Raw genomic sequence first — 21,038 nt, forward strand, 5'->3', positions numbered from 1 at the left:
CGCCAGCAGCGCGACCACCAACCCCGCCAGAGCCAGCGCCCGGCCCAGCCAGCTCGCCGGGCTGGTGTCGCCGGGCAGGTCGTCGCCGACGGCCCGGGTCAGATAGACCGAGAACACGAAGGTCACCACGATCGCGTTCACCGCGGTCGCACCGAAGTCCCACAGTGCCCACGCCAGGACGCGAGACCGTGCGGCAGCGACCACCGACGGCCGGACCGGAGACAGCGGCTCGCTCATGAACGCCCACGATATAGTCCGGCCCATGCCAGTACCCGCTCCCAGCACGGATGCCCGTGCGGTCGTCACCGGTGCGTCGCAGAACATCGGCGAGGCCCTGGCCGTCGAGCTCGCCGCTCGCGGGCACAACCTGATCATCACCGCACGGCGCGAGGAGGTGCTGACCGCGCTCGCGGATCGGCTGCGCGAGCAGTACGGCGTGACCGTCGAAGTCCGCGCCGTCGACCTCGCAGACCCCGCCGGACGCGACGGATTGTGCGAGGAGCTGGCGACGCGCCACATCTCGATCCTGTGCGCGAACGCCGGTACCGCGACCTTCGGGGCGGTGGCCTCGCTGGACCCGGCCGAGGAACGCAAGCAGGTGCAGCTCAATGTGTTCGGCGTTCACGACCTCGTGCTGGCGGTGCTGCCCGGAATGGTGGCACGGGGCGCCGGCGGCATCCTGATCTCCGGATCGGCGGCCGGCAACTCGCCGATTCCGAACAACGCGACCTATGCCGCGACGAAGGCTTTTGTGAACACCTTCAGTGAGTCCCTGCGGGGCGAGGTGAAATCGGCGGGTATCCACGTCACGGTGCTGGCGCCCGGACCGGTCCGCACCGAGCTGCCCAACCCCGACGAGCAGTCGCTCGTCGAGCGGTTGATCCCCGATTTCCTGTGGATCTCCACCGAGTACACCGCCAAGGTGTCGCTGGACGGCCTGGACCGCAACAAGATGCGCGTCGTGCCCGGCGTCACGTCCAAGGCGATGTCCGCGGCCAGCGGGTACGCCCCGCGCTCGATCGTGGCGCCCATCGTCGGCGCGGTCTACAAGAAACTCGGCGGCGACTGAACTCCCGTCGAAACTGTAATCCCCGCGCGAACTTTCGCCTCACAACCGCACGGAATACCGTTTCGGCGAGAGGTCAGCGGCGGCGCTTGCGACGGCCCGTGCCGAAGATGCTGCGGGTGATCTCGCGACCGATCACCGTGCCCGCCGAGCGCATCGCACTCTTGAATGCCGGGCTCTCCATCACCTTGTCGAGCAGGCCCGGCTCCGGTGGCTGCGCCGGGGCCGGCATCGGGGGCACATCGAAGGGATCCGGCAGCGGCGGCAGTTGCTGCTCGGGAGCGGGCGCACTCACCGGTGGTGGGGGCGCCAGTCTGGCGGCCAGCCGCTCGTAGGCCGATTCGCGGTCGATCGTCTGTCCGTACTCAGCCTGCAGCGGGCTGGTCGCGGCGGCCGCAGCGATGGCCTCGGGGCCGATCGTGTCCATCAGTGACCGCGGTGCCCGCATCCGGGTCCACGCCACCGGCGTGGGCGCGCCCTTCTCGGACAGCACGGTGACCACAGCCTCGCCGATACCCAACGAGGTCAGCGCCGACTCCAGGTCGTACACCGCGGTTTTCGGGTAGGTCCGTACCGTCTTCGACAGCGCCTTCTCGTCATCAGGGGTGAAGGCCCGCAGCGCGTGCTGGACGCGGGCGCCCAGCTGACTCAGGACGTTGTTGGGGACGTCGGTCGGCAGCTGAGTGCAGAAGAACACCCCGACGCCCTTGGAGCGGATGAGCTTGACCGTCTGCTCGACCTGCTGCAGGAACGCCTTGGAGGCGTCGGTGAACAACAGGTGGGCTTCGTCGAAGAAGAACACCAGCTTGGGCTTGTCGACGTCGCCCACCTCGGGAAGCGTCGTGAACAGGTCGGCGAGCACCCACATCAGAAATGTGGAGAACATCACCGGGCGGGCAGCCTGATCCCCGAGTTCCAGCAGTGTGATGATGCCCCGGCCGGACGCGTCGAGTCGCATCAGGTCGGCGGGCTCGAGTTCCGGTTCACCGAAGAACGTATCGGCACCTTCGGCCTCGAGGTTGACCAGCGCGCGCAGGATCACCCCGGCTGTGGTGGTAGACACCGCGCCGAGCGCCTTGAGCTGAGGCTTGCCCTCGTCGCTGGTCAGGTATTGGATCACCGAACGCAGATCCTTCAGGTCCAGCAGCGGCAACCCCTGCTGGTCGGCCCAGTGGAAGATCAAACCCAGCGTGGACTCTTGAGTCTGATTGAGCCCCAACACCTTCGACAGGAGAATGGGCCCGAAGCTGGTGATCGTGGCGCGAACCGGGACCCCGACGCCGGATGTGCCCAGCGACAGGAACTCCACCGGGTACGCGGTCGGCGTCCACTCGTCACCGGTGTCGGTGGAGCGCTGGCTGATCTTGTCGCCTGGCTCACCCGGCCTGGACAATCCGGACAGGTCGCCTTTCACGTCGGCCATCAGCACCGGCACACCCGCTGCCGACAACTGCTCGGCGAGCACCTGCAGCGACTTCGTCTTTCCGGTGCCGGTCGCGCCGGCGACCAGGCCGTGCCGGTTCACGGTGGCCAGCGGGATGCGGACCCGCGCCGTCGGATCGCACACCCCGTCGACGACGACAGCGCCCAGTTCCAGCGCTTCCCCTTCTGGGTTGTAACCTGCGGCGATCTGCTGCGCGGGAGAAGCTGTCTGCTCCGTGGTCATGCGTCGAACCCTACTGTGACAGCACCGCGAGTAGACGGGTGCGGGCGCCGTTTGTTGAGCAACGGCTTACTGTAGAGCGCTGTGCGAGACGAACTTGTGTGGATCGACTGCGAAATGACTGGCTTGGACCTCAAGTCCGACCTGCTCATCGAGATCGCGGTGCTGGTGACCGACTCCGAACTCAACATCCTCGGAGATGGCCTCGACGTGGTGATCCACGCCGGCGACGACGCGATGTCGTCGATGGTTGACGTGGTGGCGACGATGCACAAAAAATCCGGGTTGACCGAAGAGGTGCGGGCGTCGACCACCGATGTGGCCACCGCGGAGACGATGGTGCTCGACTACGTCCGGACCCACGTTCCGCAGGCCAAGACCGCGCCGTTGGCCGGCAATTCGATCGCGACGGACCGCGGGTTCATCGCCCGGGACATGCCCAAGCTGGACGACTTCCTGCACTACCGGATGATCGACGTGAGCTCGATCAAGGAACTGTGCCGCCGCTGGTATCCGCGGATCTACTTCGGCCAGCCGGAAAAGGGCCTGGCGCATCGAGCGCTGGCCGACATCCACGAGTCGATCCGCGAGCTGCGGTACTACCGGCAGACGGCGTTCGTGGCACCGCCCGGTCCGTCGACCAGCGATATCGCCGCCGTCGCCGCCGAGATTCGGACACCGGCCCCAGCGCAAGACTCGACCAATTCGGCTCCAGAGGGTTCCAACGGCTAGTATCGACGACGCCGCGCACGCGGCAATGGTGGCTGTAGTTCAGTTGGTAGAGCACCAGGTTGTGATCCTGGGGGTCGCGGGTTCAAGTCCCGTCAGCCACCCGGCAGGTCAGGGGCCATTTTGGCCCCTGACCTTTTTCTTTGCCTTAAGCCCCTTGCACCCTTATTGCAACTCATCGGCAGCACTGTTCGTAGCCACAATGGTGGACGCATCGTGATGCTTCTTCCTGAGCTTGAGCGCGCCACGCTTCGTTCCGTCGGCAGTCTCCGTGACCACCAAGTGAACTGATCGATCACCAACGTCCGCGACACCGGTGGCATAGTCGACGGAGTCGTAGCTGCCGTGCGCGAGGGCAACGTCTCCTGTTACCACGCCCGCTTGACCAACGATCTGACCAGCGACAATAGGCCAGAAAGCAACCTTGTCCTCCTCATTCACTTGTAGGCAAAATACCTGACCCTCGATAAACTCCGTTGGTTCAAGGGAGTCATGATTTCCGAACAGGACGGAGTAGTAGTCCTCAGTGCCCTTGGCGCCCATCATGTCTTCAGGCTTGATCTTCGCTTTCTGCCGGATGATTTCGGCGAGCTCGCGCGCCTCCCCGATCGGGGTTCCATCAGTGAGCGTGAGTATTGCGTTGGCCGGTACCTCGGCTGAAACCACACCGCCTGGCGTCGACAGCCACAAAGTCAGGCGGGTGACGTTCAGGATGTCGACCATTCGGCAAACAAGGGATTCAACCTTGTTAACGACATCGCCCACGAAGCCGGGGGTAACATCGCCGGGCACAACAGCCTTGATGCCGTAGAACTGCGCAAGCTTGAGCGCATTTTTGGTGAAGCCACTTGACGAGACCAAGACCAACGCAGTGGTCTCCAGGTGATCGTGCTTACCCTTCATCGCCTCGACCCACTCAACCGACTGCGGGCGCGACGATGTACGACACTCGACACCGACCACGACCTTATGCCCCGCCACCTCGCCGACCGCGCACACATCGACCTCGCGGGGGCAGTCAAGGATCTGGTCGTGAATCATGGCGGACTCAGTCACGGTCAACGCGGTGTCCTCCCCGAGGATCTGCGTCAGCAGCGCTACGAGTGTTTGGAAGTCGTTACTCCGAGCAGGCACGACTTGGAATATAGCGCAACCCTTGCGCGAAACCGTCAAGGTTTGATCAACACCGCAAAAGGCACCAAAGATGTTGCAAATACTGACTATTGGCGATTTACGGGCCTGCCGCTAGCGTCGATGGTGTCAGCATTCCACTGTTAACCAGGGAGACCCCGCCATGATTCAGCCACCCGTTGACCACGTCCAGCTCTACCCGTGGGAGGACCGCGCAGGCCAACCCGTCCGCGAGTTCACCGGCCGCGTGTGGGCGCTACCGAACATCGAAGTTTCTGTCGTCGGTGTGCAAACCCTCGACGGTGAGCGGCGTCGCGTCGTCGTCGGTGACGCCGAGTTGGACGCCGCCGAGGTCTGCCAACTGATCGCCGCGCTCAGCGAGGCGCATTCCGCCCTTTCTAGTACGAGATAGAGCGACGATCTCGTCCGCGTGGTCAGGCGGGAGGGTGGCGTAGTGTGCAGCGCCATCAATCCACCAACTATCAGCCAGACGCTCCGCCCGGCGCATGGTCGTGCGGACCTACTGAGGTGACGTAGACCTCCCCGTCAGTGCCGTAGATCCAATACATGCGCCACGCCCCAGGCGTGTGGTTCTCGATGTAGGAGTTCCAGATCTGTCGCCCCTCTGGCCCCTTGAGGTTGCTCATGGCATGCGTCTCAAAGCCGGGATGCGAGGGGCCGACCTCGCGCATAAACCTGATCGCCTTCCGCACCTTTTTGTACTTAGGGATCAGCGCAGGGGCATCCTTCGCCTTGCGAAGCCAGGCATCAACACCGGGGCTTAGCGTGACTTTGGAGGGCTTCGTCACTCGTCGTCGTCAAACAACCAGTCAGACGAAACACCCTCACCACGCTCGAACGCGCGCAAGCCCTCAATTGTGTCCTTGTAGAGTTCTTTGTTGGTCATGATGGCCTTCTCGGCGTCATCGAGGTGATCCCACGGGATGAGGTGGATGACACCGTTCTTGTCGACAATCTTCACGAACCGGATGTGCGGGTGGGGTGCCTCAAACCGCACCTGAGCAGCGTCGTCTGACTCAACAAAGACGTGCTCGGCATCGAGCATTGCGGTCATTGGGCACCTCCCTATCGCCATCGACTCAACCATGACTTCACCAACACTAAACGATGTCTATAACATTCCTATACCGACGCTATAAACCCGCAGGTCGACTGGCGCCACGAATCGCTCCGCCGGCCACCAAACGGGCCAGGCATGGGCCTACACCGCGGCCCAGAGCCGTCGGAACGGCGCCAGGATGGCGGCAACGCCGGGGTCGAGATCCTGGCCCGAAGCCCACCGGTAGCTGACATCGTCGACAGTCTTTGACACCAGTGTCCCGCCTTCAGCGGCGATTGACGCTGACTGATCCACCATCCGGAGCACGGCTTCTCGGAAGTCGGCTGCCTCGGCCGCGGAGTAACCGTGGGTGAACTCGACTGCGATGTTGGCGTAGCCGCATGGCCAGATCCACCGAATAAGGGTGCTGCCATGCTGCTGGACCTCGGATAGATCGATCGGCACGCCGTCGACGTCGATGCCGATGACAGCGCCAATCCGCTTCGTCGGCAGCGGCAGGAATCGATCACCGTGGCCGTCGAGAGTGATCGTCTCCGTGATGACAGGAGAGACGTGCCAACCGCAGTAACGCCGCGCTCGGGCGAGGGCGGCAGAGAGCAGGCGCGTCGTTTCGGGGTCGGTCTGGGACAGTCGGCCGCGCGTGTACTGCTCCACGTCGAACGGTAGAAGCTGCTCGGGCACTACCTCACCCGCTTGGGCTTCAGTGGCGGGTCGACCTCCCCAGCCCGCGCAGCAATCGCTGCGCGGACCTCGGAGAGTTCGGCTACCAGCTCAGCCTCACGCTTAGCGAGTTGAGCGATGGTGCGTCTAGTCATCCTTACGCGACGTCCTCGGTGGCGAGCAGGCTGTAAGCCTTGCGGTTCTGAATGTTGCCGTCAGCCCGCTCCCACGCCACGTACTCCACCTGGCCGTTGTTCATCCGCGTGTAGGGATTGACGACGACCGTCAGCGGTGCAACACGGCGAATGACGTAAGCCTCACGCAAATCACCGAGGATGGCGAAATTGGTTGAGTCTCCAGTGGGATTCGGGAAGCTCTGGTCGATCACTACCGGGTAGCCCAGCAGCATCCGTTCAGGGGCCTTGCCGGCGCCGGAGGCAGCCTGATCGAAGATGATCGGCCGACCGTCGGCGTCAACGACCTTGCGGATTGCAGTCCACGTTGCTTTGTTGAAAACCCACTTCGCGTTCTGCTCGTACGCCGGATCGAGAGTCGCCTCCAGATCCATCAGATCTGCGTAGGTAATCGCGGTGGTGCTGGCGAGTTCGTGGTTGTGGGTCAGCCCGGCGTGGCAGATACCGAACGGCAACGTGGTGCCCGTTCCGACCGCGAAGTCGAGCGCCTGCTTGCGCATGATGCGCTCACCGAGCTTGCGGGCAATAAGCCCCTGGATGTCGAACTCTGAATCGGCGAGCAACTCCACGCTCACGCGAAGCGGTGTGGTGGTGCCAGCACCCGACGAGGTGTACTTGAACGCCCCAAGGTTGACGGTGCCGAATGCCAAGTCTGCACCGTCGACGAAGGCCGCTTCCTCGGCGGTAATTCCGCCGGCGTTGGCGGTGTCGTCGAGCGACGGATATTCGACAGTGCCGCCCTTCTCGGTGGTGAACACGTCGACCTCATTTGCCAAGCCGCCGAACGCCTTCTGAACCTCGACGAGCTTTTGACGGAACCCGGGCGCGACGGTGTAGCCGCCCTCGGAATCGGTGCCGACCTGCTGGGCGCGGAGTTCCTGGATGTCCTGATTGGGCTTGCCGGTGCGCAGGTAGCTTTCAAACGCCCGGTCTAGGCTGTCGTCCTCCTTGACGGTGGCGACGTTCACCGCGGCCTGGAGCGAGGCGTTAGGCGCCTCGTAAGCCGTCTGCCGGGAACGGATCTCGGCGGTACGCTGCACCGAGCGCAGTTCGGCTTCCAGCGCTTCGTACTTGGTGACTTCGTCGTCACTCATGGCCCGATTCTCAGCCTCGGCGGCGTCGACTAGCGCTCGCTGCTCGGCGAGAATGGTTTCGATGGTACGCAATTCAGTTATTTCCTCTCGGGAGGTGTACCCGGGCACGGGCCTGGGCGGCTTGGGATCGGACGGTGTTGTCCGTGGTGAGTTGCTCAAGTGAGCGGAGTTGGACTGTGGTGCCGGGGTAGGCCGGCAGACTTACGGGTGAGACTTCGATGAGCTTGGCCACTGAGACGTGAGTTCTCAGGTCACGATGGCCCACGGTTCCCCAGACTTCCTCGCCTGGGATGAATCCGAAGGACATCCCGGTAAGGTCACCGCGGGCGGCGAGTTCCCTTACATCGTTGGCGTAGGAGGTTTTCGGTAGGTCCAGCTCGAAGGCCAGGCCGTGGCTGTCCACGCTGAGCCGTAGCGTCCCTGACGACTGCCGGCCCAGCAGCATCGTCGAATCATGGTTCCAGAATGAGCGGACATCGCTAGCCGGATCACTCAGGACGGCGTCAAAGGCGTTGGGCTGTAGCTGTTCAAGGTAGGAACCCATATCGGCATACTGATTGAACACCGCGCCGTAGCCGCTGAGTTTGTTACCAGCGACCTCGGAACGGAGTTCGACAGTGAAGCGTGATTCACTCACTCGGCGTCTCCTGTAGTGGGGCCATGTTGCGGATGCGTCGGGCCTCGTTGACGGTGATCAGACCGGCGTTGACTTGTTCGATGAGCAAGCGGATCTCGGTCTCGGGGTCGGGCTGCACAAAGGCCGTGAAGTCGAACTCAGCCTTGCGGTTAGGCGGCAGTAGCCGCGATAAGCGCTGCTGAATCCTCGTGGTCCAGGGTTCCAATGTGTATCGGGCGAAGCCGCGGTTCTGCTCGGAAACTCCGGTTCCCCACGAGGTCTGCTTCTCCGTTTGTGCCAGAAGGTGGGGAGGTACCCCGTACCAGCGGGCGATCTCTTCCACTTGGAAAGCCCGCGATTCGAGCCACTGGGCATCTTCGGGCGAGACACTCCACGGGTGAATGTTGACCTTGCGGTTGATGAGTGCGATCTGGCCGGCGTTGGCTTCGCCGGCCGCCCGGCGGTCCAGACCTTCTTTGATGGCCCTGGCATCCTCTTCGGAGAGTTCCTCGTCGACTGTGGCAATCGCAGACATCAGCGCGCCCGATTGGAAGAGGCGGGCAGCACTGCGCTCACTGGCGATAGAGACACCGAGCGAGTTGCGCGCGACGTGGATGGGCGACATTCCCTTGATCCCGTCGGTGGACAGCGCGGGAACATGGGTCATAGACCGGGCGTCGAAGACCGCCGTCTTGCCGTCGCTGAGGGTGACTCGGTACAGCCGGGTGCCGTCGCGGAGTTGTTCGACTGACACCGCTGACGGATGGATCGGCTGCAACCCGACGAGCTGCCCAGCGCCGCCGTAGATGTGGGCGAGGTAGGCATTGCCATGCAGCAGGAGATGCGCCAGAACCGTCTCAGTCCACTCGTAGGGGGTCAATCCGGTGGGACCACCTGGCATGTCCAGAAACGACGGAACGCGCGTCCTGGTGCCGCCTGGGGCGTCCTGAATCGTCCGCAGCGGCAGCGTGGCGCACGTCCCCGCGATCAACGCGACAGCTCTGTAGACGGCCGACAGTCCCAGCGCGGTGGTTTCGGTGACGCTGACGCCGGCAAGGGTTGGCGCCCCGCCGAACAGGGCTAGGACGCCGGGGTCGGCGATGGACATGTCCCGTTCTTCGATAGGAGGGTCGGGGGTGCGAGCGAATGCCCGGGTGAGGAAAGACAATCTGTCTCCTAGGGTTAAAGGACGAATGCCGGCGCTTTGGGTTTCGCCGGGTGTGAGGCGCGGTCGTGGCACATCATCAGAGCGATAGCCGCGTCTATGTGTCCGCGGCTCTTGGACTTGGTCAGTCGGAAACCTCTATCGGTATGTGCCGGCATCGCGTTGAGGATGTGGCGCTCGTAATCGGCTGCGCCGTCGTGGGATACCTCGCGGCGCATGACGGCCTCGTAGAGGGCGCCACAGGCCGGCACGGTGCGCTCTGGTGACTGGTTGAACTCGATCATCGGCAGCCCCTCATCGGCGAGACCCACTGCGGGTAACTCGAATAGCCGGGGGTCGAACGCGACCTCGATCAGGTTGTACGTGGTGGCGAGTTCGCGGAGATGCTGCATCACTGCGGAGATGTCGATGGCGCCGTCTTTGCGTGGGTTCCAGATCGTCGCGGTGGTGTGCAGCACTCCGTCAGGGCGGCGCTGACCGACGACGACCGCCGTGCAATCTCTGCGGAGACCCACATCGACGGCTGCCCACGTATCAGCACCGGGGACCATCCGGTAGTCGCTCTGGAGGTCGCGCCACACCCGCCGGCCGTCAACACCGAGCCAACACCCCACGCCCTCGACGAACTGGGCGAGGCGGTAAGTGCGGAAAAGGGATTCGGGCATCATCTCGACGTCGTTGCGGAGAGCGTCGATACTCAGATAGCCCTCGTCGATGGCGGGATTGGCGAGGCGCCACATGGCTTCGTCGTGGATGTCGCAGCCGTCCGGTGCGGAGAACTCGGTAAACGAGAACCCCTCGGGTGCTCTGCCCTCCAGATAGATCTGGCGTAGGTGCCACAAAGCGGAGCGCTCTTTGTCCATCGACGGGGTTCCTATACCCACCACAAGGGACTGAGTCCGCTTGCCCGAGGCCATGACCGCAGCGCCCCAGACCTCGATCGGCTGATCGGAGATCTCGTCAACAATGAACATCGTGGGGTCCAAACCCTGCAAGCCGTCGACGTCGTGGGACAGCGGAAAACACTCACCGCCGGAATAGCCCACAACGATCTTGGCGCTGGAGATCGCGGTGTAGACCAGGGCGCGGCTACTCAGCTCGGGTTCGGCGGCGATCATCTTGCACGCCACGTCATAGACCGATCGGGCTGCTTGGGAGACCGTGGTGGCACAGATCGGGACGATGGGCTGCCCGGTGGGGTTCTTGTCGAACACAGCCCACACCGCAATCGCGGCCAGCAAGGTGCTCTTGCCCTGACCGCGCGGGGCCACCATCACCGCCTGGCGGACACCGGGTTTCAGGATCTCAGCAATCCAGTCCTTTTGAAACTGGGCTAGCTTGATCGGCTTACCGAATCCCACACCCTTCGGTGAGCGGCAGTAAGTCTCGATAAAACGGATACACCTCTTAGCGGGGTCGGACTCGCGCCAGCGGAACCACGGTCCCTCGGTGAGATCTGCGAACTTCGCCCGGGCGTTGCCGGCAACCGCCACTTACAGATCCGTGCCGTCGATCAGAGCCGCGCCCTTGCGGAACATGGCGAATTCCTCGGTGGGACCGTTCTCGTCGTTGGCGCCGCGGCCGTACTCCAAGGTGCCGATCTTCGCCGGGTCGTCGTCGGAGTAGACCTCGCCAATCTTTATTCGGCGGGTCGTCAGTCGCTTGTATGCGGTGCGGCGGGCCTTAACCTCGATACTGGCCTTAGCCGTGCCGGTGTCGACCGGAACAAACGACGTGACCGCGGCGGAAACCTGGTCGGGGACGGCCTCGATCAGGGTGCGCAGTGCGGCTGATTCGTTCACCGCCTCGATGAGGGCAGCACGGATCTCAGCGCTTGTGGAAGTCATTGTGTGTCCTTCGGAGGGGTTGCGTTACATTCGCGACCTGCGGAAACAAAGGTTTGCTGGCAGGGTGCGTTCATGCATAAACGCTGGTCAGAGTGCATAAACAGTCGACGGATACGCCGTGGTTAAAACCGTGCGGAACGGCCCGGGCGTCGAGCTGGGCCGATAGAATTTGAACTTTCAGGCCTCTGACCAGTGCGTTTTGACTACAATCTGGCACCGGAATAGAGGGGAGTACCGGATGAGGTTCCGTATCGCTATCGCCGCGCTGGCGGCGTTGTTCACATCAGGGTGTGTAGTCACCAGCGACGACATCGACAACGCCGCGCAGGACGCCATCAACGAGCAATGGGCAGAGGTGGAAGCCTCTCGCTCAGCCAGTGCCTCACCCACCCCCACGGAGGCGCCGGCCCCAGAATCCCAAGTTCTGGGATTGACGCTCCCCGAGGGATTGACCTTGACCGACACCGAGGGAGGCGGTGAAGGCCGCGACTGGTACTCCGAAGAGTGGTCCTACTACCAAAGCGTTGACGAAAGCAAAGACCCCGGGCATCAGGAGTACATCAGGGAACAAGTAGCCACGGATTTCCCCGCAAACGGCTGGACACGATGCGAAACATTGGCCGACAGCTACGAACAGGTCGGCGGCAATTTCGAAGCCTGGAGCAACGGAACCGCGACAGTCCACATCGGCTTCCTGGAGTACGGGTCCAACAGTGGCCAGATGAAAGCGCTGTGGGTCAAGCGTGGTCGTTGCGTGACTGGCTACCCGGCAGACCGGAACTGACTGCCTCCAGCCAACACTGATGCACGCCCGGTTGGTCCACCTGTATAGCTATGTCCGGTCACGAATGCTGCTGTTGCACGGGATGCAGGCCGGCACGACGTTGGACCGTTGGTGCCCACCGCCTTTAGCCAGTGGTAGGACGTGATGCCACGACGTCGCAGGGGCGCCGTCGCAGAGGATGCGCAGTCGGCACCGCCCGGTGGGCCTGGGCAATGCACGGTAGAGCGGATGGTCGTAGGTTTCCTGCCGCTGCCGGCGATGGCATCCCCGGCAGCGTGAACCGCCGGGGATTGCCCAACCATTGCAACTCAGACAGGGACGTCGGATCACTCGGGGTACCCCTCGGCGAACGCGGCGAACATCATGTCATCGATCTCTTCGTCGGTGAGGATGCTGGCAATGAACGCGTAGTGGTCAATATCCAATGTGGTTACCTCTCAATGTGGTTAACGCCCGCCGGCTGATTGATAGGCGCGGAAAGCTAGGTCTTGCGCGGCCTGCTGACCGTTACGGTTCTCCGCCTGAGTGAAGTGCTCGATATGAACAGTCGGACCGCCGTGGTTGTTGTTGCCGAATGCTTCTTGAGCCTTCTGGCCCGCGTTGGTCTCGGGCTTAACCGGGGTCTCGGTCTTACCGGCAGTAGGTGCTTCGGCCGGCCGGGCACCGGCGAAACCGCTCAGCACCTTGCCGATCCAACTCTGAGAAGGATCACCAAGTGCAGACCCAGAGAGGCCGAACGTCTCTAGAAGCCCGCCGGCGGCGATGCCTGCTACCTGCCCTCCGTAGCCGACGGTTCTGTTGAGAAGTTCCATGCCCATCTGGACACCGGCACCACTACCGGGAGCAAAAGCGTTAGCAGCAGCAGATGCCGCACCGGAGATAGCTCCCATTGGTGCACCGCCGAGACCGGCGAAGCCGCCACCGGAGGGCTGCCACTGGCCTTGTGGTGGCTGACCGTATTGAGCAGGACCGGGAGGCGGTCCTGTCGGTGCTCCGAACGGACCGGGCATTGCAGGGCTAAGCGGGCTAGCGGCTAAGCCGGGAGTTAAGCCGGGGATGCCGGTAGGGCTTAGCGGGCTAAGGGCGGGCATCGGTCGGCCCAACAGTGGAGACCGACCAGCGGCAACGTTCTGCTGCTGGACCATGCCGAGCAGACCGCCGGATGGTTGACCAGCGAATTGAGCGTTAAGGGGCGCTAGGAGACCGGAGAACATACCCTTAAAGAGGTTCTCCACTAAGCCGGGAAGCCCACGGCTTAGCCCGAGGTCTTGATCGAGACCTAGCCCGCCCATCGCTCCGCTTAACGTCGATGTTGCGCCTGAGCCGAAGCTATCCACGACGACGGGGGTAGGTCCGGTGAACGGTCGGCCGAGGTCGCCAGCTTTGGGCCGTGCGGCGTCGATCATGTCCTTAACCGCGACGTGCACGTGGTCGGTGTGGTCACCAGAGCCGGCGTAGACGCTATCGGGAACCGTCTGCCCATCGTTGATCTGACGACCGGAGAATCCGGGACCGTGATAGATCAGTTCTTCGAGTTGTGAGCCGTAGTGCTGGCGCATGTATTCGGCGAAGGCCAACATTCTCGGATCGTTGCGGCCACCACCGGGAACTCCGAAGTCGCCTGCCTCGCCGCTGGCGTGGTAGGACCGGTTGCCTGAGGGTGTGCCGGCGCCGGGGCGTAGACCGGAGGTCATGACCAGACCGAATCTTTCGGCAATGCGGGTGATCTCGGCGAATTGCGCTTCGGTTCCCATCGGACCGGTAGCGGAACCGATTGTGCCAGTCCCGCCCGACGACGAGTCGTAACCCGAAGCCGCTGAGGTGACTCCGCTCAGCCCGTACCGCCACTCTTGGCCGGCGGGGATCGTCTGACCCCAGATCGGGGCGCTCCGTGTGAGGCTGTTGGACCCTGCGCCGGTGCCGGCGCCGGTGGGTGCCGTGATGTCGGCCCACCAATCGGGACGGCCGGCGGAACCGCCGGCACCCGGGGTGCCTTGCAGGATGTCGAGCGCGCCTGTAATCGAGTTGGGTGATCCGCCGGGGGAGCCGCCGGGCACCATGAGGTCGCGCAGCGATCCGGACGTGGGCGCCGAGGTTGGCGCCGTCGGAGGATCGATTAGGCCGAGCTGCTGGGCGAATCCGGTCACCCCGGCGATCGGGTCGTACAACAGCTTGAACGCGTTGCCCACCGCTTCGGCGATCTCCAGCAGGGTGCTCATCGAATCGGCAAGCCGGTCAACGGCGTCAACCATCTTCGGCAGGCTTTCTTGGCCGTCCTCGGCGAACGCCAGGAATGCACGGCCAACGTCGTAGGCGATGTCCCCGAGCTGTCCCTACGTGGTGACGCCGTCGCGGAGCCACTCGTCGAGTTCTCCGCTGCGCTCTGCTTCACGAATCCAGTCGGCGAACGCCGCGGCGGCATTGGATGCGCCGGCGGCGAGGTCGGGCAGCACCGATGATCCAGCGGCCATCAGGTCACCGAGTGCTTGGGTCAGCGGGGAGATCGCCGGGGCGAGTTCCCTGAATGCGCGAACGGTGTTGTCGACGAACTCCGACAGATTCATCTGGAGAGCGGGCGTCATGATCGCTGACGTCAGTTCGCGGAACATCGTGTTGATCGCCGATGCGACACCAGTTGTCAGCCGTTGAACGGTCGGCAGTGTGGTCGCGGCGAGGGCGTCGAGCGAGGGTGCCACGCCGGCGAAGAACTGTTCCTGCGTGGCGGCTTTGAGCCGGTCTAGGTCGGGCATCATGGCGCGGATGCTCAAGGCTGCTTGCGCTGCGGCGGGTGAGAGGTTGCGTAGGGCTTCGGCGAACTTCTCGGGATCGTCCATAGCCTCAAGGGCTTCAGAGAATCCGCTCGTGGCGATCTTCACCGTTCCGAACGCAGATCCCACGGCACCGAGGGCGGCCGGCAACAGCAGCAAGCTCTGGGTCGCAGACGCCGCTACACCGGTGAGGTCGATTAACATCGGCACGATCGCGGCTAGGGCTGCCGGGGTGGCGATCCGGCCGAGACCACCGATAGCGGCGCCGGTGCGGGTGATGGAACCTGCCGGCCCACCGTCGCCGCCTCGGGTGGCGGAGTGCAGTGCCCTCTGGGCATCGGCCAGGCGGTCTACCTCAGTGGCGGCGTCGCGGTGCGCTTTCGCCAGCCGGTTGGTATCGCGGATCGCGTCCGCCCGGGTGCCGTCACGGAGTGTGCGCGCTAGTCGCTGCTCCGCTTCGCGGATTCGCCCCAACGCCGAAGTGTTGTCGTCGAGCGCTGAGGTGAACTCTCGGCTCGATTTCTTTGCACCGGCAGCGAATTGGGAGCCGAAGTCTTGCCCGCTCTCACGGCCCAACTTCGACATTCTGGCCTGTAACTCCAGCTCCGACTTGCGTAGGGCCTGGGCGCCAAGCCTGGCATGAACGGTGACGTCTACGTTTGGCACTTATTCAGTTGTCCTGTCAGATAGAAAGATTGGGACCGCCGCGGTCCTCAGCCCGAAACGTCGCGCGCGTTAGCGGCAGCAGACGTTGGCACTTCGAGGAGAACTTGCCCCAACCCTGGGGGTCATTCCCGCTCCGGCCACGAAGGAAGGCGTGTCGGGGCGGGCGCGGCGGTTGTCGGATGACCGGGGAGACTTGCCAGAAACCCAGTCATCCGAGGTCTAGTTTTTGGGGATTGCGTAGGACCGAGGTCGATACGGCGTCGAGCACGGCGCCAGCACCTCTCGGGAGCCGGCAGAAGCTTTGGAGTGGGCGTGCTCGTAGTTGCAGTGGGGGCAGCGGATGCGGACGAAACGCCGGCCAGTGGCGACGATCTCGGCGGTACCGTGGGCGAAGGTCAACGTGTGGTCCGTTCGGTGTTCATTGGTCCTCGTGGGATTGATGGGTAGCACCGGATAAGGGCGGTCCTGCGAGCACGCCTGCCGGTTGCGGCGGCGACGTCGTCGAGCAGGAGTTGTAGTTCCTCACCGGGGAGGGCAAGCAGTTCGTCGATTAGGTTCATGGGCTATCGGTTAGGAGGGGCGATTCCGGCCGACTCAGCAGGAATCTCCGGGCCGCGGAACATGACTGCGTAGAAACCCACCGGCAGAGCGAGTCAGAGGCGCTGAAATCCGCCTTGATATACCAGCGTTAAGCCGTTCGCCGGCTGATGGTCGGCGGGACGAATCAGAGACGGGTTTCCCCGGGGTCGGCGGATCGCCTACCCGCCGAAGTTCGGCGCCTCGGCGTACAGCCGGAGAACGGGTCTCCCCGAGAAGTCGAAAGGGTTGGGTGCCCACCCCCTCTGGGAGAAGTGAGCTTGCGTGCGCTACGCGCGCCCTACTCAAGTTTCTTCGGAGGGATCGCCGGTCATCGTCGGGCGTATTGTCTGTCCGCTGTGGGTATCGCTTTAGATATAGTCATAGAGCAAAATGCGCCCTTGCAGGTCAGAGCGCTGCTATTTCATAGCTGCGTAAACAAGATTTATCGCTGGGGTGTAAGAACTGCCTCTAGTTACACACTATTCATGAAGCAACCGCAAGTTCGGTTTAGGTTGCTCCCAGTGCTCAGGGCATCGGTCATAGGCGCTGCCCTTGCCGCCGCGGACCTGCTCGGGGACTACCAGACATCGGCTATTCGACGCCGGATCGAGCATCCCATACCTGATTGCATCGGCGATCGCGTTGCACACCGCCGAGGGCGACTTGCCGAAGAACTCGGCAATCCACCCTTTGCCGTAATGCGCGTGGCCGTTCATCTTCTGGGCGCCGTAGGCCAGGGCGACGACACGTAGCCAGAGCGGCTTTAGGTCTGTGTCGTTCGCGCGGGCTAGCCAGAAGCTGTGCATGTGAACTGCTCCAGGTTCTTCATCGGTCATCCGATTCCACGTGTGCTTGCCCATTTACTGGGCCTCGGTTTTAGGGCCGTTGGTCATTCTCGGTCATCTTTTCTGCCCTCGGGCAATCTTCATCTATCAATTCCTGCAATGCCACGATGAGTTCTTTAACCTCATCGTGACTGAGCATCACGTAGCTTCGGCCCTGAATAACCTGGGCACCGCCGGCACGCCGCCTCGCGACTTGGACCGGATTGCTGCGTGTAGTCGTTACCGTCGTCCTCATTCCGGCGCCGCACTGATGAACGCAGCCGCGGTCCGCATTTCCGATATCCGCGCCTCGATCTGGTCGATAGTAGGTTTCTGCACACCCTGACCCCAGAGATTCGCCAGCGCCATTACGCGCTCGAATTGATCGAAGGTAAGATCACCATCGGCATAAGCCTGCAAAGCGTGTATCGATACGTCATGCGCGTCAGTCACGACCAGCCTCGATTCGGTCGAGCTTGCGCTTCAGCTTTCCGATAAGCGCTGGATGTTCGCGTTCCAGTCTTCGTAATTCGTCATCGTCGGCGGTTAGTGCCCATTGCAGGCCTATCGCGAAACCATCGGTTTTCTTGAGATCGATTTCACGGATGCCGGCGGCTTCCATTCGCTTGAGGAGGCTCATCGCCACCTTTCGGCGTTCGCGATAGCCACGCTGGCGGTCGCGGTCACATTCGCGGCATGAGCCATCAGGAAGTTTGTCGAGCGACCCACGAATATCGTGGGCGCCGCGTTTGCATAAGTACATTTGTTGTCAACCTCTCAGCGATTGCACACGGTTAGAAGTGAAAAAAATAGCGAAGGTAAAGCCCCTCTATAAGTACGGTAATTTAAGGTACGAAAACGCCCCTTTTTCCGGCCGATTCCGGTAACAGTTCAATAACACTCTTCAAAGCATATGAACGCCGCCGTTGGGAGTTCTTTGCATCCTGGCTGCACTTGGTACACCGCTCCGGTGGTCGTCCCACGACACGAGGGACATCGAGACAGCCATTACACCGGCAGAAGGTCCATAACCACGGCATTACCCGGTACAGCAACGGGTCGTCATCGAGTACCGACTCCATGGCGGGGTTGGTGCTACGCCACGCTCGCTGGCCACCGAATTCACATGCCGACCACTGCCGCCGTATCGGGAGCGGCCACTCACAATCACAGATTTCGACCTGGGCGCGGATGGCTTTCTTCGTCCGATGGCGGGTACCTGAATCGACCCAATCGCCGTCGGTTTCGTCGAGCCAGATTTCGCCATGATGGCCCCAGCCGTAGAAGGGCGAGAGGTCCGGCTGGTCGCCCGCTTCGCCGCTCCAGTCGTCAACCGCTGCCCGTCGCGGGGTGACGAATTCGCGTGCGACCGCGGTCTCATGACCCGCGATCGTGGGGTCAACCGTGACGCGCTGGTCGGGACGTTCGGGAAGCTCTTCCGGCTCGGGGTCACCATGTGCGTAGCGTGACCAATCGATGATGTCCGACCGGTCCTCGACGGCTTCGCCGAAGAGGCGGGCGAGCTCGGTGGGGCTGTCCCGCAGCCGGTTCCGGCGAAACTCGATCTCCCGGGCAGCGCGGGCGCGGTGTGCTGCGGTCAACTTTCCTCGCCGCCGTCCAGATCGTCGTCGGCGAGGTACGCCCTCACGGTGTCGAATCGGAAACTGAGGTCCCTGGCAAGGGCAACACCGTGTGCCGCCTCGCGTTCGGTGAGCCTTCGCAGGGTGAGGAACTTCTGCGCGGCACGGTCGGCCTGCTTGTAGAGGTCGGTCATTTGTCGGATGACCGGCGAGAAGACGAGTCCGTCATCAGTCACGAGACACCGCCGAACTGCGCCCAGCCGCCCGTGTCGCACGGGTTCACGACCGGGGCGACACCGTCCTCGGTGAGGATGTGGTCACCGGCGTCGCCGAGGGTGAGCACCGCCGGTTGCATCTCTGATTCGTAGTGGGCACGACGTTCCTCGATCTCGTCGACGTCGAGCGGCCACTCGCTGGCCGCTGAGATCCCGTACCCCACACCACTCATGAGGTCGAGGGCCTGGTGGAATTCATCGCTGCCGCAGGGTCCACAGATCGGGATCGACCGGCACTTCGTGATCCGCGACCCGGCGGGGAACTCCGGCATTTCAGGTAAAGCACGTTCGCACCGCGGGCACCGGCCGGACTCGATGTTGTCGATGATCCGGTCGGCGCAGTAGTCATCGGCGTCGGTGTCGATCAGCAGCGACGGGTGCCAGTCGTGGACACCGGAGAACGAGGAGATCATCAGGCACCGCCCATCGGCGTCTGGACCGCCAAGAGGCTGTCCCGGTCAACGCGGATCGTCCTGGACCCCAGGCGGTAGGCCCGGATACGCCCTTCGGCGATCCATCGTCGGATGGTCTTGGGAGACAGGCCGAATGCGGCGGCTGCCTGCTGAATACTGAGGCGGGCGGGGAGGGACTCGAAGTCCCTCGGAAGGATGGTTGTTGACATAAGCGGTTTTCTACCAACCGCACCCGACAGTACAAAGGTCACTACAAACGGTCATCACCGCCAGCGCGAGGCCTCTTTACGCGCGACTGCTGCCCACTGACGTGGGAGAACAAGGTTGCTGATGCTGCCTAGCACTTCTCGGCGGCGGACTTGAGGAAATAGCCGTCACCGTCGAACTTGAAGCGGGTCGGCCTCGAGGTTGACCAGCGCGCGCAGGATCACCCCGGCGGTGGTGGTGGGACGCGTCGCGGGTGGAAGAACACGATGTTCTTGGCGTCGTGCCGCAGGGAGTACTCGTCGAGCAGCAGCGGGACGGGGTTGCGCTTGTCGTTCTCGCTGTAGAAGAACACCGTGTTCTAGTCCACGTTCACCAACGCGGACATCGCCTCGGCGATCTTGGCGTCACGCTCTTGGGCGGCAATCTGATACCTCATCGCCATGCCCGGCGTGGTGTGCCCCAACCGACTCATGAGTTCTTTGGTCGTCGCCCCCGCCTGCGCGGCCAGCGTGGCGCCGACGTGTCGTAGGTCGTGAATCCTCATATCGGGCTTGCCGACACTGGCACAACCCGCCTTCACGGACTTCCTGAACGCCGTCGCGGACAGTCGCTCCCCCCGCGTGGTCGTGAACACGAACGCATCCGCCGACTTGCCGGTGTACGTCTGCAAGTGCACGCGAAGCAGTTCTGCGACATGCGGCGGCACGGTCACATCACGAATACCGGCGTCGGTTTTGGGACGGCCGACCACGAGGTCATTTCCCACGAGGGTCGCCGCCCGCCGAATCTTGAGCACCATCAGGCCATCGGTGTCGTGGACATCCTTGCGCCGAAGTTCGATGAGTTCACCGAAGCGCAGTCCGCACCACGCGGACACCGCCACCGCTGCCCGGTAGGCCGCTGGCGCTGACTCCGCCACCTTCACCAACTCAGCGGGCGTCAGAGGCTTCACGTCCCGCGGCTTCGGTGGCTTTCCGGCCGCTTTGATCTGACACGGGTTCTCCACCACGGCCTTGTCCTCGATGGCGGTGCTGTAGATAGCCTTGAGAAGTTGGTATGCCTGCGTGTTACTCGTCGGAGTCTTCAGCTTCCTACCGAGATCGACCCACCATGCCCGAACGCGGGCGGGTGTGACTGCTCTCAGGATCTCGTCTCCGAGGTCGGGCAGTATTCGGGTGTCGAGCAGGCGGTTGTACAGATGACGTGTCTTCGGCGTGAGGTCGCGATATTCCATCCACTGCGCGGCGTACTCCCGCAGGGTGACGCCCTTCATCTGCTGGAGCTTCGCGCGCGCCTCGGGCGGCGTCCACTCCCCTAGCTCTATCAGCTTGCGTTCGTTGGCCAGCCAGCCTTCGGCGTCGATCTTGGCGCCGTAGGTGTGCAGTGCGTAGTAGCGCCGGCCGTCTGTGTGGACGTAGGACGCCTGGACGCGACCGTTCCTCATAGTGCGCAGAGTGCCCCACGAACGCCTCTTGGCGGTCTTCTTAGCGGCCATAAGGTTGCAGCATAGCGCAACGCTAACGCAACGCTATAGCGTCTTGACGTGGGTATTTACCGGTACTTATGTCCACTCTAAGGTTGCAGATATTAACCCCAAAAACATGCTCTGAGCTGCGCATATATACCGTTTTTACCGGCAGGTTGTGATCCTGGGGGTCGCGGGTTCAAGTCCCGTCAGCCACCCCACGACGGCGAA

The 21,038-nt window shown here is 63.0% G+C and carries 26 protein-coding genes, 1 tRNA gene and 1 pseudogene; 5 read left to right on the forward strand and 23 right to left on the reverse strand.

The window, feature by feature from the left end; translation table 11 throughout:
• Positions 1-237 (reverse strand): annotated as a pseudogene (locus tag WA965_RS06245) (MFS transporter); the annotation flags it as partial.
• Positions 238-262: 25 nt separating this feature from the next.
• Here WA965_RS06245 and cmrA point away from each other — a divergent pair.
• A complete protein-coding gene (cmrA, locus tag WA965_RS06250) occupies positions 263-1,069 on the forward strand; it encodes a mycolate reductase (RefSeq protein ID WP_526296065.1) in 807 nt (268 codons plus the stop codon).
• Positions 1,070-1,142: 73 nt separating this feature from the next.
• Here cmrA and WA965_RS06255 read toward each other — a convergent pair whose 3' ends face one another.
• Positions 1,143-2,732: a helicase HerA-like domain-containing protein gene (locus tag WA965_RS06255; RefSeq protein ID WP_526296063.1), complete on the reverse strand. Its 1,590-nt coding sequence runs from the start codon at positions 2,730-2,732 to the stop codon at positions 1,143-1,145.
• 81 nt (positions 2,733-2,813) lie between these two features.
• Here WA965_RS06255 and orn point away from each other — a divergent pair, with 81 nt between their 5' ends.
• On the forward strand, positions 2,814-3,461 hold the full coding sequence (gene orn / locus WA965_RS06260; protein WP_526296061.1) for an oligoribonuclease: 648 nt from the start codon (positions 2,814-2,816) through the stop codon (positions 3,459-3,461).
• A 28-nt stretch (positions 3,462-3,489) separates the two neighbouring features.
• Positions 3,490-3,562 (forward strand) — tRNA-His (locus WA965_RS06265).
• A 61-nt stretch (positions 3,563-3,623) separates the two neighbouring features.
• Here the strand turns inward: WA965_RS06265 and WA965_RS06270 are convergent.
• A complete protein-coding gene (locus WA965_RS06270; protein ID WP_526296059.1) occupies positions 3,624-4,592 on the reverse strand; it encodes a hypothetical protein in 969 nt (322 codons plus the stop codon).
• Positions 4,593-4,752: 160 nt separating this feature from the next.
• On the opposite strand from WA965_RS06270, the gene WA965_RS06275 reads away from it, so the two are divergent.
• A complete protein-coding gene (locus WA965_RS06275; RefSeq protein WP_526296057.1) occupies positions 4,753-5,001 on the forward strand; it encodes a hypothetical protein in 249 nt (82 codons plus the stop codon).
• Between the two features lie 70 nt (positions 5,002-5,071).
• Here the strand turns inward: WA965_RS06275 and WA965_RS06280 are convergent, their stop codons facing one another.
• From WA965_RS06280 to WA965_RS06315, 8 genes are all read right to left on the reverse strand, one after another.
• Positions 5,072-5,398 (reverse strand): hypothetical protein, encoded by a 327-nt coding sequence (locus WA965_RS06280; RefSeq protein WP_526296055.1) that lies wholly within the window; start codon positions 5,396-5,398, stop codon positions 5,072-5,074.
• Positions 5,395-5,664, reverse strand: a complete 270-nt coding sequence (locus tag WA965_RS06285) for a hypothetical protein (RefSeq protein ID WP_526296053.1) — start codon at positions 5,662-5,664, stop codon at positions 5,395-5,397. Before WA965_RS06285 ends, WA965_RS06280 begins: the two co-directional genes overlap by 4 nt.
• A 147-nt stretch (positions 5,665-5,811) precedes the next feature.
• Positions 5,812-6,351 carry a hypothetical protein gene (locus WA965_RS06290; RefSeq protein ID WP_526296051.1) on the reverse strand — a complete coding sequence of 180 codons (540 nt, stop codon included), beginning with the start codon at positions 6,349-6,351 and terminating at the stop codon, positions 5,812-5,814.
• Positions 6,352-6,487: 136 nt separating this feature from the next.
• Positions 6,488-7,726 carry a phage major capsid protein gene (locus WA965_RS06295; RefSeq protein WP_526296049.1) on the reverse strand — a complete coding sequence of 413 codons (1,239 nt, stop codon included), beginning with the start codon at positions 7,724-7,726 and terminating at the stop codon, positions 6,488-6,490.
• The gene (locus WA965_RS06300) at positions 7,692-8,255 is read right to left on the reverse strand and encodes an HK97 family phage prohead protease (RefSeq protein WP_526296047.1); all 564 of its coding nucleotides are present in this window, start codon (positions 8,253-8,255) and stop codon (positions 7,692-7,694) included. Before WA965_RS06300 ends, WA965_RS06295 begins: the two co-directional genes overlap by 35 nt.
• Positions 8,248-9,402, reverse strand: a complete 1,155-nt coding sequence (locus tag WA965_RS06305) for a phage portal protein (RefSeq protein ID WP_526296045.1) — start codon at positions 9,400-9,402, stop codon at positions 8,248-8,250. Before WA965_RS06305 ends, WA965_RS06300 begins: the two co-directional genes overlap by 8 nt.
• Positions 9,403-9,416: 14 nt before the next feature.
• Positions 9,417-10,892, reverse strand: a complete 1,476-nt coding sequence (locus tag WA965_RS06310; RefSeq protein WP_526296043.1) for a terminase TerL endonuclease subunit — start codon at positions 10,890-10,892, stop codon at positions 9,417-9,419.
• Positions 10,893-11,246, reverse strand: a complete 354-nt coding sequence (locus WA965_RS06315; protein WP_526296041.1) for a hypothetical protein — start codon at positions 11,244-11,246, stop codon at positions 10,893-10,895. It abuts the gene before it with no gap.
• A 238-nt stretch (positions 11,247-11,484) separates the two neighbouring features.
• On the opposite strand from WA965_RS06315, the gene WA965_RS06320 reads away from it, so the two are divergent.
• Positions 11,485-12,030, forward strand: a complete 546-nt coding sequence (locus WA965_RS06320) for a hypothetical protein (RefSeq protein WP_526296039.1) — start codon at positions 11,485-11,487, stop codon at positions 12,028-12,030.
• Positions 12,031-12,078: 48 nt separating this feature from the next.
• On the opposite strand, the gene WA965_RS06325 is transcribed toward WA965_RS06320, so the two are convergent.
• The 12 genes from WA965_RS06325 to WA965_RS06380 form a co-directional block, all read right to left on the reverse strand.
• Positions 12,079-12,360 (reverse strand): HNH endonuclease, encoded by a 282-nt coding sequence (locus WA965_RS06325; RefSeq protein ID WP_526296038.1) that lies wholly within the window; start codon positions 12,358-12,360, stop codon positions 12,079-12,081.
• Between the two features lie 116 nt (positions 12,361-12,476).
• Positions 12,477-14,282 carry a hypothetical protein gene (locus tag WA965_RS06330; RefSeq protein ID WP_526447243.1) on the reverse strand — a complete coding sequence of 602 codons (1,806 nt, stop codon included), beginning with the start codon at positions 14,280-14,282 and terminating at the stop codon, positions 12,477-12,479.
• 81 nt (positions 14,283-14,363) lie between these two features.
• Entirely contained in the window at positions 14,364-15,464 is a 1,101-nt protein-coding gene (locus tag WA965_RS06335) for a hypothetical protein (RefSeq protein ID WP_526296034.1), read from the reverse strand.
• A gap of 1,058 nt (positions 15,465-16,522) precedes the next feature.
• Positions 16,523-16,903, reverse strand: a complete 381-nt coding sequence (locus WA965_RS06340) for a hypothetical protein (protein ID WP_526296032.1) — start codon at positions 16,901-16,903, stop codon at positions 16,523-16,525.
• 216 nt (positions 16,904-17,119) lie between these two features.
• Positions 17,120-17,320: a hypothetical protein gene (locus WA965_RS06345; RefSeq protein WP_526296030.1), complete on the reverse strand. Its 201-nt coding sequence runs from the start codon at positions 17,318-17,320 to the stop codon at positions 17,120-17,122.
• Positions 17,313-17,507 (reverse strand): hypothetical protein, encoded by a 195-nt coding sequence (locus WA965_RS06350; protein ID WP_526296028.1) that lies wholly within the window; start codon positions 17,505-17,507, stop codon positions 17,313-17,315. Before WA965_RS06350 ends, WA965_RS06345 begins: the two co-directional genes overlap by 8 nt.
• A 205-nt stretch (positions 17,508-17,712) precedes the next feature.
• The gene (locus WA965_RS06355) at positions 17,713-18,468 is read right to left on the reverse strand and encodes a hypothetical protein (protein ID WP_526296026.1); all 756 of its coding nucleotides are present in this window, start codon (positions 18,466-18,468) and stop codon (positions 17,713-17,715) included.
• On the reverse strand, positions 18,465-18,683 hold the full coding sequence (locus WA965_RS06360) for a hypothetical protein (protein WP_526296024.1): 219 nt from the start codon (positions 18,681-18,683) through the stop codon (positions 18,465-18,467). The genes WA965_RS06355 and WA965_RS06360 overlap by 4 nt, the downstream gene beginning before the upstream one ends.
• Positions 18,680-19,135 carry a hypothetical protein gene (locus WA965_RS06365; protein ID WP_526296022.1) on the reverse strand — a complete coding sequence of 152 codons (456 nt, stop codon included), beginning with the start codon at positions 19,133-19,135 and terminating at the stop codon, positions 18,680-18,682. The genes WA965_RS06360 and WA965_RS06365 overlap by 4 nt, the downstream gene beginning before the upstream one ends.
• The gene (locus WA965_RS06370) at positions 19,135-19,344 is read right to left on the reverse strand and encodes a helix-turn-helix domain-containing protein (RefSeq protein WP_526296020.1); all 210 of its coding nucleotides are present in this window, start codon (positions 19,342-19,344) and stop codon (positions 19,135-19,137) included. Before WA965_RS06370 ends, WA965_RS06365 begins: the two co-directional genes overlap by 1 nt.
• Positions 19,345-19,562: 218 nt before the next feature.
• Positions 19,563-19,694 carry a hypothetical protein gene (locus WA965_RS06375; RefSeq protein WP_526296018.1) on the reverse strand — a complete coding sequence of 44 codons (132 nt, stop codon included), beginning with the start codon at positions 19,692-19,694 and terminating at the stop codon, positions 19,563-19,565.
• A gap of 6 nt (positions 19,695-19,700) precedes the next feature.
• Positions 19,701-20,837 carry a site-specific integrase gene (locus tag WA965_RS06380; protein WP_526296016.1) on the reverse strand — a complete coding sequence of 379 codons (1,137 nt, stop codon included), beginning with the start codon at positions 20,835-20,837 and terminating at the stop codon, positions 19,701-19,703.
• Positions 20,838-21,038: the final 201 nt, after the last annotated feature.

The organism is Mycobacterium sp., from assembly GCF_049683935.1.
Lineage (GTDB): Bacteria > Actinomycetota > Actinomycetes > Mycobacteriales > Mycobacteriaceae > Mycobacterium.